The organism is Pseudomonas sp. EU05-FHT14B02 (assembly GCF_058791055.1).
The window spans coordinates 68,979-87,687 of record NZ_JBYTDD010000023.1 but is presented as its reverse complement, the minus strand read 5'-3'; the positions used below and the strand labels follow the sequence as shown (position 1 = coordinate 87,687).

At 59.9% G+C, this 18,709-nt stretch carries 15 protein-coding genes; 7 read left to right on the top strand and 8 right to left on the bottom strand.

The annotated features are described in order from the left end of the window. The first annotated feature begins 114 nt into the window (after positions 1–114). From AC3WTM_RS20675 to AC3WTM_RS20655, 5 genes are all read left to right on the top strand, one after another. Positions 115–411 (top strand): pyrroloquinoline quinone biosynthesis protein PqqE, encoded by a 297-nt coding sequence (locus AC3WTM_RS20675; protein WP_102670846.1) that lies wholly within the window; start codon positions 115–117, stop codon positions 409–411. Between the two features lie 276 nt (positions 412–687). Continuing rightward, positions 688–2,493, top strand: coding sequence for a phenylacyl-CoA dehydrogenase (locus AC3WTM_RS20670; RefSeq protein WP_102670847.1), 1,806 nt, complete (start codon positions 688–690; stop codon positions 2,491–2,493). A 195-nt stretch (positions 2,494–2,688) separates the two neighbouring features. Continuing rightward, positions 2,689–3,981, top strand: a complete 1,293-nt coding sequence (locus AC3WTM_RS20665) for a GGDEF domain-containing protein (RefSeq protein ID WP_102670848.1) — start codon at positions 2,689–2,691, stop codon at positions 3,979–3,981. 85 nt (positions 3,982–4,066) lie between these two features. Then, positions 4,067–5,863, top strand: a complete 1,797-nt coding sequence (locus tag AC3WTM_RS20660) for an acyl-CoA dehydrogenase C-terminal domain-containing protein (protein ID WP_102670849.1) — start codon at positions 4,067–4,069, stop codon at positions 5,861–5,863. A 263-nt stretch (positions 5,864–6,126) separates the two neighbouring features. Continuing rightward, positions 6,127–7,905, top strand: a complete 1,779-nt coding sequence (locus AC3WTM_RS20655; protein WP_102670850.1) for an acyl-CoA dehydrogenase C-terminal domain-containing protein — start codon at positions 6,127–6,129, stop codon at positions 7,903–7,905. A gap of 227 nt (positions 7,906–8,132) precedes the next feature. Here AC3WTM_RS20655 and AC3WTM_RS20650 read toward each other — a convergent pair whose 3' ends face one another. Then, positions 8,133–9,062 (bottom strand): LysR family transcriptional regulator, encoded by a 930-nt coding sequence (locus tag AC3WTM_RS20650; RefSeq protein WP_102670851.1) that lies wholly within the window; start codon positions 9,060–9,062, stop codon positions 8,133–8,135. A 169-nt stretch (positions 9,063–9,231) separates the two neighbouring features. Between AC3WTM_RS20650 and AC3WTM_RS20645 the strand changes: the two genes are divergently transcribed. Together AC3WTM_RS20645 and AC3WTM_RS20640 are read left to right on the top strand one after the other, a co-directional pair. After that, complete coding sequence (locus AC3WTM_RS20645) at positions 9,232–10,515, top strand: aspartate aminotransferase family protein (protein ID WP_102670852.1); 1,284 nt, start codon at positions 9,232–9,234, stop codon at positions 10,513–10,515. A 204-nt stretch (positions 10,516–10,719) separates the two neighbouring features. Continuing rightward, the gene (locus tag AC3WTM_RS20640) at positions 10,720–10,878 is read left to right on the top strand and encodes a YqaE/Pmp3 family membrane protein (RefSeq protein ID WP_003228885.1); all 159 of its coding nucleotides are present in this window, start codon (positions 10,720–10,722) and stop codon (positions 10,876–10,878) included. A 62-nt stretch (positions 10,879–10,940) separates the two neighbouring features. Here AC3WTM_RS20640 and AC3WTM_RS20635 read toward each other — a convergent pair whose 3' ends face one another. The 7 genes from AC3WTM_RS20635 to pqqF all read right to left on the bottom strand — a co-directional run bounded on the left by AC3WTM_RS20635 (position 10,941) and on the right by pqqF (position 18,681). After that, positions 10,941–12,767: a S9 family peptidase gene (locus tag AC3WTM_RS20635; RefSeq protein ID WP_102670853.1), complete on the bottom strand. Its 1,827-nt coding sequence runs from the start codon at positions 12,765–12,767 to the stop codon at positions 10,941–10,943. Beyond that, on the bottom strand, positions 12,733–13,905 hold the full coding sequence (gene pqqE, locus AC3WTM_RS20630; RefSeq protein ID WP_102670854.1) for a pyrroloquinoline quinone biosynthesis protein PqqE: 1,173 nt from the start codon (positions 13,903–13,905) through the stop codon (positions 12,733–12,735). Before pqqE ends, AC3WTM_RS20635 begins: the two co-directional genes overlap by 35 nt. After that, on the bottom strand, positions 13,877–14,152 hold the full coding sequence (gene pqqD / locus AC3WTM_RS20625) for a pyrroloquinoline quinone biosynthesis peptide chaperone PqqD (RefSeq protein ID WP_102670855.1): 276 nt from the start codon (positions 14,150–14,152) through the stop codon (positions 13,877–13,879). The genes pqqE and pqqD overlap by 29 nt, the downstream gene beginning before the upstream one ends. Then, entirely contained in the window at positions 14,149–14,901 is a 753-nt protein-coding gene (gene pqqC / locus AC3WTM_RS20620; protein WP_102670856.1) for a pyrroloquinoline-quinone synthase PqqC, read from the bottom strand. The genes pqqD and pqqC overlap by 4 nt, the downstream gene beginning before the upstream one ends. Before the next feature lie 124 nt (positions 14,902–15,025). Beyond that, on the bottom strand, positions 15,026–15,937 hold the full coding sequence (gene pqqB / locus AC3WTM_RS20615; protein WP_102670857.1) for a pyrroloquinoline quinone biosynthesis protein PqqB: 912 nt from the start codon (positions 15,935–15,937) through the stop codon (positions 15,026–15,028). Between the two features lie 81 nt (positions 15,938–16,018). Continuing rightward, positions 16,019–16,093 carry a pyrroloquinoline quinone precursor peptide PqqA gene (gene pqqA / locus AC3WTM_RS20610; protein WP_003444522.1) on the bottom strand — a complete coding sequence of 25 codons (75 nt, stop codon included), beginning with the start codon at positions 16,091–16,093 and terminating at the stop codon, positions 16,019–16,021. A gap of 158 nt (positions 16,094–16,251) precedes the next feature. Further along, entirely contained in the window at positions 16,252–18,681 is a 2,430-nt protein-coding gene (gene pqqF, locus AC3WTM_RS20605; protein ID WP_102670858.1) for a pyrroloquinoline quinone biosynthesis protein PqqF, read from the bottom strand. Positions 18,682–18,709: the final 28 nt, after the last annotated feature.

The window sequence follows — 18,709 nt, the reverse complement described above, 5'->3', positions numbered from 1 at the left end:
GTTGCGGGCTTTGCCTATGACAAGGCACTGTGCCATTAGTGTTTTTGTCGAGTGTTTTGCCGGCCACTCTGCTTCAATGGGCACTGTTGATCCTTTGAAAGGACGAGTTCTCCCATGGAAATCTCAGGAAACACCGCTTTTTATGCCGGTCTGAGCACCCTTCAGGCAGGGCAGAACCGTGTCGATCAAGCCGCCGGGCAGATCGCCAACACCACGATCGAGCGCTCGGTCACCAGCCAGTCCTCCGAGGCGCAGGTCGATCGTCTGCGATCGGTTGATCGCAGCCGGCAATCGGACCTGGCCAGTAGTGTGGTCGAAATGGCCCAGGGCAAATTTCAGGTCGAACTGGGTGCCAAAGTCGCCAAGGCATCCGACGAAGTGCTCGGAACGCTGATCGATACTTTCGCCTGATCCTCATTGAATCCGTCTCTCCAACGCCGCGCCTGTTCGCGGCGTTTTTCTGCGTAAGTCCTTCTCACTCAACTAATCTTTTCTGCATGGTGGCTCGCTCGGTCAATGTCCGACGCGCGGTTGCGGGCAGATGTGCCTGATCGGCGGTGACGAACGGAAAAAGATCGACGCTTGACAAGATTTGGGCGTAAACGTATGTTTCAAACAACTGTTTGATCGCAACAACAAATCAATGCGGTCGTTCATTCCCGGTTACATCAGCAGAGGTTTATCGCTATGCCTGACTACAAGGCCCCCTTGCGTGATATTCGCTTCGTTCGTGACGAGCTGCTCGGCTACGAAGCGCACTATCAGAGCCTTCCGGCTTGTGCCGACGCAACTCCAGACATGGTTGACGCCATTCTTGAGGAAGGCGCCAAGTTTTGTGAGCAGGTACTGGCTCCGCTGAACCGCGTGGGCGATCTCGAAGGCTGCACCTGGAGCGAGTCCGGCGTTAAGACCCCGACTGGCTTCAAGGAAGCCTACAAGCAATTCGTCGAAGGTGGCTGGCCAAGCCTGGCTCACGACGTAGAGCACGGCGGCCAAGGCCTGCCGGAGTCCCTGGGTCTGGCCATCAGCGAAATGGTTGGCGAGTCCAACTGGTCGTGGGGCATGTACCCAGGCCTGTCGCACGGTGCGATGAACACCATCTCCGAGCACGGCACCCCTGAGCAGCAAGAGGCTTACCTGACCAAGCTGGTTTCCGGCGAGTGGACCGGCACCATGTGCCTGACCGAGCCACACTGCGGTACAGACCTTGGCATGCTGCGCACCAAGGCCGAACCTCAGGCCGACGGTTCCTACAAGGTTTCCGGCACCAAGATCTTCATCTCGGCCGGTGAACACGACATGGCCGACAACATCGTCCACATCGTACTTGCCCGCCTGCCGGATGCACCGGCTGGCACCAAAGGCATCTCCCTGTTCATCGTGCCGAAGTTCCTGCCGAACGCTGATGGCTCGGTTGGCACACGTAACGCCGTATCTTGCGGTTCCCTGGAACACAAGATGGGCATCCACGGCAACGCTACTTGCGTGATGAACTTCGATGGCGCTACCGGTTTCCTGATCGGCCCGGCGAACAAAGGCCTGAACTGCATGTTCACCTTCATGAACACCGCACGTCTTGGTACCGCGCTGCAAGGCCTGGCCCACGCCGAAGTCGGTTTCCAGGGCGGCCTGAAATACGCTCGCGACCGTCTGCAAATGCGCTCACTGACTGGCCCGAAAGCGCCGGACAAAGCCGCTGACCCGATCATCGTGCACCCTGACGTACGCCGCATGCTGTTGACCATGAAGGCATTCGCCGAAGGTAACCGCGCGATGGTTTACTTCACCGCCAAGCAGGTCGACATCGTCAAGTACGGCGTGGATGAGGAAGAGAAGAAGAAAGCCGACGCACTGTTGGCGTTCATGACTCCAATCGCCAAAGCCTTCATGACCGAAGTCGGTTTCGAATCGGCCAACCACGGTGTGCAGATCTACGGCGGCCACGGCTTCATCGCCGAGTGGGGCATGGAGCAGAACGTCCGCGACAGCCGCATCTCGATGTTGTACGAAGGCACCACCGGTATCCAGGCACTCGATCTGCTGGGCCGTAAAGTGCTGATGACCCAGGGCGAGGCTCTGAAAGGCTTCACCAAGATCGTCCACAAGTTCTGCCAGACCAACGAAGGCAACGAAGCGGTTCAAGAGTTCGTCGCTCCGCTGGCTGCACTGAACAAGGAATGGGGCGAGCTGACCATGAAGGTCGGTATGGCCGCCATGAAAGATCGTGAAGAAGTCGGCGCGGCCTCCGTGGACTACCTGATGTACTCCGGTTACGCCTGCCTGGCCTACTTCTGGGCTGACATGGCGCGTCTTGCGGCCGAGAAACTGGCGGCCGGTACCACCGAAGAGGCGTTCTACACCGCCAAGCTGCAGACTGCGCGCTTCTACTTCCAGCGCATCCTGCCGCGTACCCGCACTCATGTCGCAACCATGCTGTCGGGCGCCAACAACCTGATGGACATGAAAGAAGAGAACTTCGACCTGGGCTACTAAGCCTTAGCGAAGCACTTGAAAAAGCCGCTGCTCCTTCGGGAACAGCGGCTTTTTTTCTTTAACGGTTACCGGTGGAAAATGTTTGTAACGCCCTTTGAAAAATACCTCAGTAATTCACTCAGAAACTCGGGCTTCCTGCCGTTACAGTAGTTGGCACATTGCCATCTATTGATTTGACGGGTCGGAGCTTTACCCTTGCCGCGCTCATCTGCTGTACGTTTCAGTCATTTCCTGCCGTCATTACTGCTGTTGGTGGCGGGGCTTGCGGCTGCTTACATCAAGGATCTGAACGTCTTCTTCACGTCGCTGTTCAACGTGCTGCCCACCCTGGTGTTGTTGCTCGGTGGCGCCTATTGCGCGGTGTACCGACGCCAGCGTGAACTGTTTCTGATGGTCACGGTGTACATCGCCTACTTCCTGCTCGACACCCAGACCGACTATTACCGCGACAACGGCAAGGTGCGCGACGATGCCGCGGTGGTCTTTCATTTGGTTTGCTTGCTGCTGCCGCTGTTGTTTGGCGTGTTCGCGGCGTGGCAGGAACGCACCCATCTGTTCCAGGACATGGTGGCGCGCTTCGCGGTCTTGCTGGCGGTCGGCAGCGTGGCGCTGGGACTTGAGCAAAGTTATCCACACGCGCTGCTGATCTGGCTGTCGGAGATTCGCTGGCCCGCCTTGCATGGCGCTTGGATGAGCCTGATCCAATTGTCCTATCCGGTGTTCATTGCGGCGTTCCTGCTGCTGGCCTGGCAATACTGGCGCAACCCGCGACCGCTGCATGCCGCGCAATGGGTGGGGCTGCTCGGGTTGTTCTGGATGTTGCCGAAAACCTTCATCCTGCCGTTCACGCTGAACATCATGTGCAGCCAGGTGATGCTGATGATCGCAGCCGCCGTTGCCCACGAGGCCTATCAAATGGCCTTTCGCGACGAACTGACCGGGCTGCCGGGCCGTCGCGCGTTGAATGAACGCCTGCAACGGTTGGGGCGCAATTACGTGTTGGCCATGAGCGACGTCGACCACTTCAAGAAATTCAATGACACCCACGGCCATGACGTCGGCGATCAGGTGTTGCGACTGGTGGCCAGCAAGCTGTCGAAAATCGGCGGTGGCGGTAAGGCGTATCGCTATGGCGGCGAGGAATTTGCCCTGGTGTTTGCAGGCAAGACCCTCGAAGAGTGCATGCCGCACCTGGAGGTCATTCGCGAGTCCATCGCCACTTACAACATTCAACTGCGCAATCAGGAAAACCGCCCGCAGGACGATCATCAGGGGCGCCAGCGGCGTGCCGGTTCCGGTGCGTCGAGTGTGTCGGTGACGGTCAGCATCGGTGTTGCTGAACGGATCGAACAACGCACCCCCGAAGAGGTGCTCAAGTCCGCTGACCAGGCGCTCTACAGCGCCAAGGGCGCCGGGCGCAACTGCGTGATGGCGTTCGGGCAGAACCGCCGTGGCGCCGTGCGAATGGACGCCGCTACGGTTGAGTGATGATGGCGCATTCAGCTAGCGCAAAGTGATTGTGAGGCGTGGTCGGCAGCAGTAGGTTGGAGAAATCTGCCGACGGAGAATGACCATGCCCGAGTACAAAGCTCCCTTGCGCGACATGCGCTTTCTGATCGACCACGTCTTCGACTTTCACAGTAACTACGTCGCGCTGTGGGCCACCGATGCCAGCCAGGACATGGTCAATGCGATCCTCGAAGAAGGGGCGAAGTTCTGCGAAAACGTACTGTCGCCGCTGAACCGCAGTGGCGATGAAGAAGGCTGCCATTTCGACAATGGCGTGGTCACGACGCCCTCGGGCTTCAAGCAGGCATTCGCCCAATATGTCGAGGGCGGCTGGCATGGCCTGGCGGCGGATCCGGTTTACGGCGGTCAAGGTTTGCCGATCTCTCTGGGGCTGGTGATCAGCGAGATGGTGGGTTCCAGCAACACTTCGTGGGGCATGTACCCCGGCCTGACCCACGGTGCGATGTCGGCGATCCACGCCCATGGTACCGAGGAGCAAAAGCAGACCTATTTGAAGAAGCTCACCGCTGGCCAATGGACCGGCACCATGTGCCTGACCGAAGCCCATTGCGGCACTGACCTGGGCATCATCAAGACCCGCGCCGTACCTGCGGCCGATGGCAACTACGCGATCTCTGGCAGCAAGATTTTCATCTCCGCCGGTGAGCACGACATGAGCGACAACATCATTCACCTGGTGCTGGCCAAATTACCGGACGCACCGGCCGGGACCAAGGGCATTTCGCTGTTCATCGTGCCCAAGTTCCTGCCCGATGCGACGGGGGAAGCGGGCGAGCGCAACGGCGTGTCCTGCGGCTCGATCGAACACAAAATGGGCATTAAGGCCTCGGCCACCTGCGTGCTGAACTTCGACGAGGCCAAGGGTTTCCTGATCGGCGAGCCGAACAAGGGCCTCAACTGCATGTTCACCATGATGAACCACGCGCGACTGGGCACCGGCATGCAAGGGCTGTGTCTGGGGGAGGCGAGTTTCCAGGGCGCGATCAAATACGCCAACGACCGTTTGCAGATGCGCTCGCTGACCGGCCCGAAAGCGCCGGAAAAGGCCGCCGACCCGATCATCGTGCATCCTGATGTGCGGCGGATGTTGCTGACCATGAAAGCCTTCAACGAGGGCAACCGCGCGCTGACCTACTTCACCGCACAGTTGCTCGACATTGCACACCTAAGCCCGGACGAAACGGCGCGCCGGGATGCCGAAGACTTGCTGGCGTTCCTCACGCCAATCTGCAAAGCCTTCATGACCGACACCGGGCTGGAGGTGACCAACCATGGCATGCAGGTGTTTGGCGGGCACGGCTTCATTCGTGAGTGGGGAATGGAGCAACTGGTACGCGACTGCCGGATCGCGCCGATCTATGAGGGCACCAACGGCATTCAGGCGCTGGACCTGCTCGGGCGCAAGGTACTCGGCAGCCAGGGCAAGCTGCTGCGCGGTTTCACCAAAATCGTCCACAAGTTCTGCGCGGCGAACGCCGAACATCCACAACTGGCCGGGTATGTGGCGCAGCTCAATCAACTGAACCAGCAGTGGGGTGAATTGACCACCAGGGTCGGTATGGCGGCGATGAAAAACCCGGACGAAGTCGGTGCTGCGTCGGTGGATTACCTGATGTACAGCGGTTATATCATCCTCGGCTACCTGTGGTTGCGCATGGCGCTGGTGGCTCAGGCGCAGCTCGATGCGGGCAGCGGTGATGGTGACTTCTGCCGGGGCAAGCTGGCGACCAACGAGTTTTACTTCAAGCGTCTGTTGCCACGCACTGCCGCTCATCGGGCGGCCATCGAAGCGGGGAGTGATTGCCTGATGCAACTGCCGGCGGAGCTGTTTGCACTCTGACACCTACCCTGTAGGAGCGAGCTTGCTCGCGATGGTCGTGAACGATAACGCGTAAAACCAGATGCCCAGTGGCGCCTTGGGGTTTTTCGCGAGCGAGCTCGCTCCTACAGTTCTTACGTTTCGCCTCTCCATACCGCAATGACTAAAAATAACAAAATAGTCATAAGTTGACCCTATGTGTCGCAAAAGTTGTTGAGGTACACTCCGACCCAACGAAAACACTCTTCCTGTGAATCACCTGTATAGATCTTGCGAGGTTTGCCATGGCTGACTACAAAGCGCCCCTGCGCGATATGCGCTTCGTCCTCAATGAAGTTTTCGAGGTCGCCAAACTCTGGGCCGAACTGCCTGCACTGGCCGAAACCGTCGATGCGGAAACCGTCGAAGCCATTCTGGAAGAAGCCGGCAAAGTCACCAGCAAAAGCATCGCACCGTTGAGCCGTGCCGCTGACGAAGAAGGTTGCCATTGGGCGGACGGTGCCGTCACCACACCGGCAGGTTTTCCGCAGGCCTATCAGACCTACGCTGAAGGCGGCTGGGTCGGTGTCGGTGGTGATCCGTCCTATGGCGGCATGGGCATGCCCAAAGCCGTTTCGGCCCAGGTCGAGGAAATGGTCAACTCCGCCAGCCTGTCGTTCGGCCTGTACCCGATGCTGACCGCCGGTGCTTGCCTGTCGATCAACGCCCACGCCAGCGAAGAACTGAAAGCCGCGTACCTGCCGAACATGTACGCCGGTATCTGGGCCGGTTCCATGTGCCTGACCGAGCCGCACGCCGGTACCGACCTGGGGATCATCCGCACCAAGGCCGAGCCTCAGGCCGACGGTTCCTACAAGGTCAGCGGCACCAAGATCTTCATCACCGGTGGCGAACACGACCTGACCGAAAACATCATCCACCTGGTGCTGGCCAAGTTGCCGGATGCGCCGGCGGGGCCGAAAGGCATTTCGCTGTTCCTGGTGCCGAAGTTCATGGTCAATGCCGATGGCAGCCTGGGCGCGCGCAACCCGGCAAACTGCGGCTCGATCGAACACAAGATGGGCATCCAGGCCTCCGCGACCTGCGTGATGAACTTCGATGAAGCCGTGGGTTACCTGGTCGGCGAGCCGAACAAAGGCCTGGCGGCGATGTTCACCATGATGAACTACGAGCGTCTGGGCGTCGGTATCCAGGGCCTGGCCACGGGCGAGCGCTCGTACCAGAACGCCGTGGAATACGCCCGTGACCGTCTGCAAAGCCGTTCGCCCACTGGCGCACAGAACAAGGACAAAGTGGCTGACCCGATCATCGTCCACCCGGACGTGCGGCGCATGCTGTTGACCATGAAAGCTTCGAACGAAGGGGGTCGTGCGTTCTCCACCTACGTGGCGATGCAACTGGACACCGCCAAGTTCAGCGAAGACGCCGCCACCCGCAAGCGCGCGGAAGACCTGGTGGCGTTGCTGACCCCGGTGGCCAAGGCGTTCCTGACCGACCTCGGCCTGGAAACCACCGTACACGGCCAACAGATCTTCGGCGGCCACGGTTACATCCGTGAATGGGGCCAGGAGCAACTGGTGCGTGACGTGCGTATCACCCAGATCTACGAAGGCACCAACGGCATCCAGGCACTGGACCTGGTCGGGCGCAAGATCGTCGGTAGCGGCGGGGCGTTCTACAACCTGTTCGCCGACGAGATCCGCCACTTCACAGGGACTGCCAGCGCGGACCTCGCCGAGTTCACCAAGCCGCTGAACGACGCCGTGACTTCCCTCGATGAACTGACTGTGTGGTTGCTGGACCGGGCGAAGAGCAATCCGAACGAAATCGGCGCGGCGTCGGTCGAGTATCTGCAGGTGTTCGGCTACGTGGCCTACGCCTACATGTGGGCCCTGATGGCCAAGGCGGCTTTGGGCAAGGAAGCGCAAGACGATTTCTACGCCAGCAAATTGGGCACGGCGCGCTTCTATTTTGCCCGCCTGCTGCCGCGCATTCACTCGTTGAGCGCGTCGGTGAAGGCCGGTAGCGAATCGTTGTTCCTGCTGGATGCGGGACAATTCTGATGAAGTAACGTTATGTAAGCATTCTCTTACATAACGTGCTGCTGTTCTCCCATAGATGCAAATTGGATCCACAGCTAATCTACTTCTCATGGACGTAGCGCAGGAAGCGCAAAGCAACAACAGGGACACGTAGGATTCTGCCAGGACGGCGGAGTGAAATGGATGTCAGGGAAACAGTCTGCAAAGCCCCGCTTCGGCGGGGTTTTCTTTTTCCCGAAGAAAAGTTTTCAGCTTGGCCCATCCAGAGCCTGCGCGCTGTTCAAACGCCCGTCCGGCCCATTTATCACTTCTTCCAGCAATGTCTGCAGCAATGCCAGCGAGGCCTGCTGCCGTTGCACATCCCGACACACCAACCCGACTTTCAGCGGCACTCGCGGTTCACTCAGGGGTTTCCACAGCAGTTCGTGATTGCCATGGGTCTTTTGCGAACGACCGGGCAGTACCGTCGCCAGGCGCGTGTGGGGCAGGCTGTCGAGGATGCCTGCCATGTTGTTCAATTCGGCTTGCACTTGTGGGCGACGTCCGAGGCTTGTGAGCTGTGCCTGCCAGATCTGCCTGATCTGAAACTCTTCGCCCAGCAGTAACATCGGCAGTTCGGCAGCCTGACTCATGGACACTTTCTTGAATTCGCGCAGCGGATGCTCTGCCGGGATGACCAGGGTCAGTTCATCTTCGTACAGCATCACGCCATGCAAGCCAGGCTGGCGGGGTGGCAGGTAGCTGATGCCGATATCCAGAGAACCGTTGAGCAGTCGCCGCTCGATTTCCAGGCCGGTCAGTTCGTAGATCTGCACCACCAGATGCGGTTGCGCCTTGCGCACCCGCTCGAGCATCTGCGGAACGAGGCTGGTGTGCACGGTCTGCAATACACCGATGGCCAGGGTGCGCAGCGCCTGACCCTTGAAGTTGCCGAGCGCTTCCCGTGCCCGTTGCAGGCCATCGAGCAAAGGCAGGGCGTGGTTGTACAGCGTATGGGCTGCGAGGGTCGGCAACAGGCGTTTGCTGCTGCGCTCGAACAGGCTTACATCCAGGTTTTGTTCGAGGTGGCGGATTTGCTGGGACAGTGCCGGCTGAGAGATGGACAGACGCTCGGCGGCCCGGCCCACGTGGCCTTCTTCGTAGACCGCGACGAAATAACGCAGTTGCTTGAAATCCATAAATATTACTTATCGAAAATGCTGGGAAATCGAAATGGCTGAACGCCTCATCTGAGCCTAGTCTAACCGCATTCACAGGGCTTACAGGGCCACAGAGCGCGATGAATACCCTTTGCTTCGATGGTATTTACATAGGTAAGGCAAAAAACCTCAAAAGGTTTTTTTTCAGATGAACCTGTTCAGTCTGCGCCGCAGTCCTCCCAGTCTTGATGATCTGGTCATGGACGCCTCCCCGCCATCCCAAGGCGTTAACCTTTCCAGCGAGTACTTGATGCCCAGTGTCGAGCGGCCAAAACAGGTGTTTGTGCGTGGCCAGGGTTCATGGTTGTGGGACAGCGATGATCGTGCGTACCTGGATTTTTCCCAGGGCGGCGGGGCTAACAGCCTCGGTCATAGCCCTTCGGTACTGGTCAATGCAATCACAGCCCAGGCTCAGTCGCTGATCAACCCGGGTTTTGGTCTGCATAACCGCGGCATGCTCAGCCTCGCCGAACATTTGTGTGCCAGCACCGGCAGTGATCAGGCCTACCTGCTCAATACCGGCAGCGAAGCCTGCGAGGCGGCGATCAAGCTGGCACGTAAATGGGGTCAACGGCATCGCGGCGGTGCGTCGCGAATCATTGTGGCTAACAACGGTTGCCACGGCCGGAGCCTGGCGACGATTTCGGCGTCGGACAGTTCGACATTGGCCAACCGGTTCGAGCCGCAATTGCCAGGCTTCAGTCGTGTTCCGTTCAATGACCTGCCAGCGATGCATGCGGCCGTGGATGAACGGACCGTAGCGATCATGCTCGAGCCGATCCAGAGCGAAGCCGGCGTGGTCCCGGCCACCGCGCACTATCTCAAGGGCGTTGAACGCCTGTGCCGTGAACTCGGCATTTTGCTGATCTTCGACGAAGTGCAAACCGGCATCGGCCGTTGTGGCACCTTGCTCGCGGAACAGTCCTGCGGCGTCACGGCGGATATCGTCGTGCTCGGCAAAGGCTTGGGCGGCGGCGTGCCTTTGGCCGCGCTGCTGGCGCGGGGCAAAGCTTGCTGTTTCGACATTGGCGAGTTGGCAGGTACTCATCACGGTAGTGCGTTGATGACCGCGGCGGGGCTTTCGGTGCTCGACACCGTGCAGGACAAGACTTTCCTCAAGCACGTCGCAGAGGCCGGTCAACACCTGCGTGAAGGTTTAGGGCGTTTGGCCCGTCGTTACGGTCACGGCGAGTTGCGCGGACAAGGGCTGCTGTGGGGGCTGACGCTGTCGGACGACTCCGCTGACGCGGTGGTCAAGGCCGCGCTGTACGAAGGCTTGTTGCTCAATGCCCCGCAACCCGACTGCCTGCGCTTTACCCCTGCGCTAAATGTCAGCAACGCCAACATCGATGAAATGCTCCTGCGCCTGGCGCGCGCCTTCTCCCGAGTGCGCACCGCACAATTGCAGTGCCGCAAGGGGATTGCCGTCTGATCGGGCGCGCCCTGCACACATTCCAGAACCGTCTCGCGGTATAACGCACGCCTCACGCCCGACACTTTTGGCGTGGGGCGTTTTTTTGTCTGCAAAACTCAACGAAGGGGCGGAACTTGAGAGTAGAGTGACTGAACCCTGACAAACGGCGCAGGTCGATTAGCTGTAGGGCTCGAATGAGCCCACCCAATCAGGAGCTGTCCCATGGACTTTATTCGCATCATCATCGCCATCCTGTTGCCGCCACTGGGTGTGTTTCTGCAAGTAGGATTCGGCGGGGCGTTCTGGCTGAATATTCTGCTGACGTTGTGCGGTTACATTCCGGGGATCGTGCATGCGGTGTACATCATCGCCAAGCGCTGAATTTTTGCGGAGTTAGATCGATCGCTTTCGCGGGCAAGCCGTTTCGGCAATGAACGCAGGCTTCAGCCCACTGAATCCATCACCCGCCGATAAAACAACCACTCCTGCTCCAGCGCATGGGCCTGGTTACCGGCCTTGCGAAAGCCATGGCGTTCATCTGCGTAGTAATGCGCTTCGACCAGGATGCCGTTGTCCTGCAGTGCCGTGACCATGTCGCGGGTCTGTTGCGGGACGACCACGGCATCCAGTTCTCCTTGAAAGAAGATCATTGGCACGCGGATGTTGCCGGCATGCAGCAGCGGCGTGCGTGCGGCGTAGCGTTCGGCATCCAGTTGCGGATCGCCGATTAGCCAATCCAGATAGTCGCTTTCGAATTTGTGGGTCGCGCGCCCCAGCGCCACCGGGTCGCTGACCCCATACAGGCTGGCGCCAGCGCGGAACACGTTGTGAAAGGCCAAGGCGCAAAGGCTGGTGTAGCCGCCGGCGCTGCCGCCGCGAATGAATGCCTGGTCGCCGTCGATCAAGCCTCGCTGCTTGAGGTAACTGACCACTGCGCAGGCGTCTTGCACATCAACATCACCCCAACTCAGGTGCAGTGCCTGGCGATAGGCCCGCCCATAACCGCTGCTGCCGCGATAGTTGAGGTCGGCCACGGCGAAGCCCCGCTGTGCCCAGTACTGGATACGCGGATCGAGCATCGGGTAACACGCCGAAGTCGGTCCGCCATGGACGAACACTACCAATGGCGGTTTCGCCTCGCCGGTCATCGCCGGGTAGAAGAAGCCGTGTGCTTCGCCTGAGCCACTTGGGTAGCGCAAGGTTTGCGGGCGGCTGATCTGTTCGGGTGCAAGCGGTGCGATGCCGCCGGCCAGCACTTGCACTTGCCGGCTCTGACGCTCGATGGCGATGACGGCGGTTGAGCTGACAGGCGACGCCGCGATGCAATAGATGAACTGGTCATCCACGGCGAGATGGCGGAAGCGGCTGTAGTCGCCGGTAAAGTCGGCGCTGGAGTCGCCGCCTATGCCCAGTCGGCCAAACCCGCCCTCGGTCCAACTGGCCAGATAACTGTTGTCGCTAAGCGGCAACCAGGTGCTGCCGCCGAGTTGCCAGGGCGCGGAGCCATGGTCGGCGCTGGCACTTGGCAATGGGCTCAGGCCTTTTTCAGATTCTTTCCATGGCTGCCAATAACCCGCGCGATCCGTCAGGCAATACAGGCGACCGCCAGCATCAAACCGCGGTTGTTGCACAGACTCTTGAGTGCCGTCGCCCGCCACACAACGAGCCTCGGCAAAGCCGCCGTTGGCGAGGCGCTCGGCAACCATCAAACGGGTCGCTGTCCATGGCTGATCCGGGCGACTCCACTCGATCCAGGCCAGGCGCCGGGCATCAGGGCTCAGTGTCGGTGCCGCGTAGAAATCAGCACCCTCGGCCAGCGAGTGACGTGCGCCATCCAACAGATCGATCGCCACCAATCGGTGTTGATCGCGGTGCTCCTCGACCGCCAGCACTTGCCCGTTGGCGAACTGTAAATCGCCATAACGGCACGTCCCGGACGTCAGCCTTTCGGGCGCTTCGTCTTGCAGTGATTGCCGATACAACTGCTGGTCGGCCTCATTGACGAAAACGATTCCATCGTCCGTCAGACAAAACGCTCCACCACCATATTCGTACACCCGACTGCGCACGCTGAACCCTGGTGGCGTCAGGCATTTCGCTGCGCCGTCACACCAGTGCCAGATCCGGCACGCAGCGTCTTCGGGGCGGTATTCGTTCCAGAACAGGCCCTGTCGACCGACCTGCAGTTCGGCAAAATCGATACCGGCGGCCACGGCTTTGGCAGCGCTGAAAGGTTCAGCTTTTGGCGATGAGGCGTGAGTTTCGTTCATTGCGAAAGGCCAGTTGGTCGATGGTCTGGGTCGCGTGCCCGGCTTCTTCGCGAGCCTTGAGGATCACGCCGTGTTGTGGCGACTTGCTGCATACCGGGTCTGCATTGCTTGCATCGCCGGTGAGCATGAACGCCTGGCAGCGGCAGCCGCCGAAGTCTTTTTCTTTCTCGTCACAGGAGCGGCACGGCTCGGGCATCCAGTCGTACCCGCGAAAGCGGTTGAAGCCGAACGAGTCGTACCAGATGTGCTGCATGCTGTGGTCACGCACGTTGGGAAACTGCACCGGCATCTGTCGGGCACCGTGACAGGGCAGGGCGGTTCCGTCTGGCGTGACCGTCAGGAAAATACTGCCCCAGCCGTTCATGCAGGCTTTCGGGCGTTCCTCGTAATAATCCGGCGTGACGAAAATCAGCTTGCACGGGTGCCCTTCGGCTTCCAGTTTGGCGCGGTATTCGTTGGTGATGCGTTCGGCGCGCACCAGTTGCTCCTTGGTCGGCAAAAGCCCAACGCGATTGAGTTGCGCCCAGCCGTAGAACTGGCAAGTGGCGAGCTCGACGAAGTCCGCTTCCAGTGCGATGCACAACTCGATGATGCGGTCGATCTGGTCGATATTGTGCCGATGGGTGACGAAGTTCAGCACCATCGGATAACCGTGGGACTTCACCGCCCGGGCCATTTCCAGTTTCTGCGCGAAGGCCTTTTTCGAGCCGGCCAGCAGATTGTTCACCTGCTCGTCACTGGCCTGGAAGCTGATCTGGATGTGATCGAGACCGGCCTTCTTGAAGTCGCTGATTTTCTGTTCGGTCAGTCCGATACCGGACGTGATCAGGTTGGTATAGAAACCCAGCTTGCGCGCTTCAACGATCAGCTCGGCGAGGTCCTGACGCACCAGCGGTTCGCCACCGGAAAAGCCAAGCTGCGCGGCGCCCATTTCCCGCGCTTCACGAAACACCTTGATCCACTGCTCGGTGCTCAGCTCTTTGCCTTGCTCGGCGAAATCCAGCGGATTGGAGCAGTATGGGCATTGCAGCGGGCAGCGATAGGTCAGCTCGGCGAGCAGCCACAGCGGCAAGCCGACCTCGGGTTTGGGCGGTACCTGCCTTGATGAATCAGGCAAGTTCGATCCAGTGCTGCGCACGGGCAACCTCCATGAATTGCTCGATGTCGTCTCCGAGTTCGGGCACGTCGGGAAACTGCCGGTCGAGCTCATTGATGATGGCCGCGACATCCCGTTCACCATCAATCAAACCGCCGATCAGCGCGGCACTTTCGTTGAGCTTGATCATGCCTTCCGGGTACAGCAGCACGTGGCCTTTTTGCGCCGGTTCGTACTGGAACCGGTAGCCGGGACGCCAGGTCGGGGTCTTGCTGCGATCGAAACTCATAAGGTGATTCCTTTGTGCCAGACCCGTTCCCCGGTCACGCTGTGATACGGCGGGCGTTTCAGTTCGTAGGCCATGCTCATGGCATCAAGCATGCTCCAAAGAATGTCCAGTTTGAACTGGAGAATTTCCAGCATGCGCTCCTGGCCTTCACGGGTGGTGTAGTGCTGCAACGTGATCGCCAGACCATGCTCGACATCACGCCGTGCCTGGCCCAGGCGCGTGCGGAAATACTCGTAGCCGGCCGGGTCGATCCATGGGTAGTGCTGGGGCCAACTGTCGAGGCGCGATTGGTGGATCTGCGGGGCGAACAGTTCGGTCAGCGAGCTGCTCGCGGCTTCCTGCCAACTGGCGCGGCGGGCGAAATTGACATAGGCGTCCACGGCGAAGCGCACGCCAGGCAGTACCAGCTCCTGGGAACGCAGTTGGTCCGGGTCGAGGCCCACGGCCTGGCCCAGGCGCAGCCAGGCTTCGATGCCGCCGTCTTCACCGGGCGCACCGTCGTGGTCCAGCAGGCGTTGAATCCACTCGCGGCGGATCTCGCGGTCCGGGCAGTTAGCCAGAATGGCCGCGTCCTTCAGGGGGATGTTCACCTGATAGTAGAAACGGTTGGCGACCCAGCCCTGTATCTGTTCTCGGGTGGCCCGGCCTTCGTACATCGCCACGTGATAGGGGTGATGGATGTGGTAGTAGGCGCCCTTGGCGCGCAGGGCCGCTTCGAATTGTGAGGGGGACATTGGGGTGTCAGTCATTGCGGTTCTCCGGGGAACAACCAGGATATGTGTTGCTGCTGCCGGCCTCCTCGCGAGCAAGCTCGCTCCCACAGGGGAATGCGGTCAACTGTGGGAGCGAGCTTGCTCGCGATAGGGTCATCCGCTACAGCACAATACTCATGCCGTCATACGCCACTTCAACCTGACGCCGATCCAGTTCCGCGCGTTCTGGCGAGTCTTCATCGAGAATCGGGTTGGTGTTGTTGATGTGGATAAGTACTTTGCGCTGGTTGGGCAATTGCTCAAGCACCTCAAGCATGCCACCGGGGCCGTTCTGCGCCAGGTGTCCCATCTCGCGGCCGGTGCGGGTGCCGACGCCGCGACGCTGCATTTCATCGTCATCCCACAACGTTCCATCGACCAGCAGGCAATCGCTGCCGGCCATGATCTCCAGAAGCCCAGCATCCACCTTGCCCAGGCCCGGTGCGTAGAACAGTTTGCCGCCGGTGTTGAGGTCTTCGACGATCAGGCCGATGTTGTCGCCCGGATGGGGGTCGAAGCGGTGTGGTGAGTACGGCGGCGCGGCACTGCGCAACGGCAGCGGGGTGAAGCGCAGGTTCGGGCATGCCGGTACGCTGAAGCTCTGGTCGAGTTCGATGCGATTCCAGGTCAGCCCGCCATTCCAGTGGTTGAGCATGGTGAACAGCGGAAATCCGGTGCTCAGGTCTTCATGGACCATGTCGGTGCACCACACCTGATGCGGGCACCCTTCGCGCAACATGAGCAGGCCGGTGGTGTGGTCGATCTGGCTGTCCATCAGGATGATTGCGCCGATCCCGGTATCGCGCAGGGCGCGGCCCGGCTGCATCGGGGCGAAGCCCTGGAGTTGGGCGCGGATGTCCGGGGAGGTGTTGCACAGCACCCAGTTCACGCCGTCATCGGAAATCGCGATGGACGATTGCGTCCGCGCCTTGGCCCGCAGGCTGCCGTCGCGAAAGCCCGCGCAGTTCACGCAGTTGCAGTTCCACTGGGGGAAGCCGCCGCCGGCAGCGGAACCTAGAATCTGGACAAACATGGACGCTCCATCATTTCAACGCTGAAAGTAAAACGCCTCGGATAACCGAGGCGTTGTGCTGCATCTCTGCCAAAGCTGAGATTAGCGGCTTGCGAAGTACATGGTGACTTCAAAGCCAATACGCAGGTCGGTGTAAGCCGGTTTGGTCCAGGCCATAAATTGAACTCCTTCAGGTAGGGTAGGACAGCGCTATCTATAGGTATAGTCCACCTCAAATCAGAGAGGTTCCAGATAGTTAGGTTGCTATGTTACTCAAAATTTCAAAGAAATTGCCCGTGAAACTTTGAGAAAGCTCCTTGCAGCCCCGGTAATGATCATTTTGCCGCTTGCCATGGCGCGCCCGGGGTAACGCTGTTGGCAATGCACAGCCAGCCGCCTTCGGCCTGATTCAGGCGTTGGGCCGCAGCCAGTAGAACGCTCCGGTCAATGCGCACAATGGCCTCGGGCAAGTGCGTCAGATAATCCGACGAGCGGCCGGCCAGTTTGCCTTGCCAGAGCAATTCGGCCGCTTGAGCTGTGGTGAGCGCAGCGCTGCAAAACTGATCCGCCAGGGCCTGGCGTTGAGCGTTGAAGGTGGTGTCGTCGAGTGCGTTGATCAGTTCCGGCAATCGATTCAGGAATTGCTCGATGTGTTGCAGCAGCTCCACAGGCGCAACGCTTGGCGATTGCACGCCGAACAGCATTCCGGTTTGCCCGTGAATCTGCCGCAGGGCGCTGAACACCGCATAGCCGAGTTGCAACTCCACCCGCAGGCGTTGGTAGAACGGTGTCTGGCAGATATGCGCGAGCAAACGCCACGCGGCTTCGTCGGCCATTTCCTGGGTGGCTGCAGGACAGAACAGCAGCAACGCGTGCTCGCTGGAGGCGGTATCGACAGTGCTCCACAGATGCCGTGCAAGGATTGAAGAGGGCGGCGTCAGTTGATTGTCCGGCGTGCCGGGTATGCGGCTCAAGGCCAGGCCCATGGCTGCTTGAGTCTGAGCCGATAACCCGATGGCCAGCCCATCCCATCGCGCACTCGACCAGAGTGGCTGCACGTCATCCGAGTTTGCGGTATGCCCGAGGCAGTATTCGGGTAATGCTTTGAGCAGTTGTCGAATCGGTATTGGCGCAACGCTCGTCGATTCGGCTTGTGAGACAGCGGCGTCAGGTTTTGTCAGTTCTTTCAGCACATGCTCCAGGACGCTGGGCATCGGTTCCTGCAGCCCGTTCAGTTTGAGCAGCCATTCGTTGCCCGATGCACTGAAGGAAAATTCCACACCGGCCTGGTGCGCGTCTTCGCGCAACGGTTGCAGGTGGTTTTCCAGCCGTGATTGAAGGTGGCTACCGGGAGCCGAGTCCAGACGCCAGCGTAGATAAATCGCGCCTTCAGCACCATTGTCTGGCCATGCCTGGCTGAATTGCATCGGCGAACGTTCACGACGGCTGCGCGAACGGTCCTGGGCAAAAGTGCGCAGGCCTCGGTGGGCGCTGGTCTGGCCACGAATCAATCCAGCGTTGGCTGCCGGTGCTTCGGAGCACAAGAACGGGTTGGGTGCCGGCAATTGCCATGGGCCGCTGAAGTTATCCACAGCGCCGATTTGTTGAAGGATTTGCTTGAGGGCTGTAACACCCGGCTCGGATAACCCGACTTCGCGTTGTTCGCTGTCCAGTCGGGCCAGTTGCAAGGCGCTGCTGACTTGCTGCTGGCGCCGGAGCAGGGTGGCGTACTCTTCGCGCAATTGGTTCCAGTCTTGCGCGGCAAAGAAACCGAGCCAATCCATCAAGCGTTCGTGGATGCCTGAAGCCGGGTCTGCGGTGGGCAGGGTGAATTCGATATGCAGCAAGGCTTGCCCGGCGAACTGGTACAGCGGCTGGGCTTTGAGGTGATCGGCCAGCCCGCGCTCGCGCAGGTCCGCCATTAAGCCACCGGGTTTTGCCAGGTTCAGCCAGTGGCACAGGAACGCCAACGCATCGGCAGAGAAATCGGGTAGCACTTCAAGGGCAAACAGCAGATCCAGGCGTCGCTCGCCAGTCTGTTGATAACTGTTGGTTGAGGCGTCCATCAGCGTTACTGGGGGCAGTTGAGTGGCTGTCTGGCCTTTGGCAATGACACTGCCAAAGGCTTCGGCCATTGCCTTCAACTCAACGAGACTCTGTGGCCCGGCCAGGCTCAAGGTCATTTGCCCGGTCTGGTAAAACCGCTGATAAAAATCCTGCAACGCCTGCTGAAACTCGGGTTGTTGCAGCGGCAGACTGTCGCGATTGCCGGCATGAAAACCCCGTAGTGGATGAGCCTCGGCCAGGCCATTGAACAGCGCAAATTGCTGCTGCGCCTTGGCATCCTGCGACCAGGCGACAAACTCTGCCTGCAGCACTTCCCGTTCCCGCTGCTGGTCGTCCGGATTCATACGTGGATGGGCGAGCATGTCTGACAGACGCTCCAACCCACCGGCAAACGCTTGGGGCGGCAGTTCGAAAAAGTAGTCCGTGGTGCGTTCGCTGGTCCGCGCGTTTACCTGGCCGCCATGACTCTGGACGTAGGCCATCAATCCTTGCCCGGCGGGAAAACGCTCAGTGCCCAGAAACAGCAGATGCTCAAGAAAGTGCGCCAGACCGGGCCACGCCAGCGGCACATCATGGCTGCCCGCGGCGACCCGTAACGCTGCTGCGCAACGCTTCAAATTCGGGGCATGACGCAGCGTCACCCGCAGACCATTGGCCAGGGTTTCAGTGTGGGGGCGAGGGTGATTCAGCGCGGGCATGGGCACTTCCAGAACAGTGAAGTGCCAA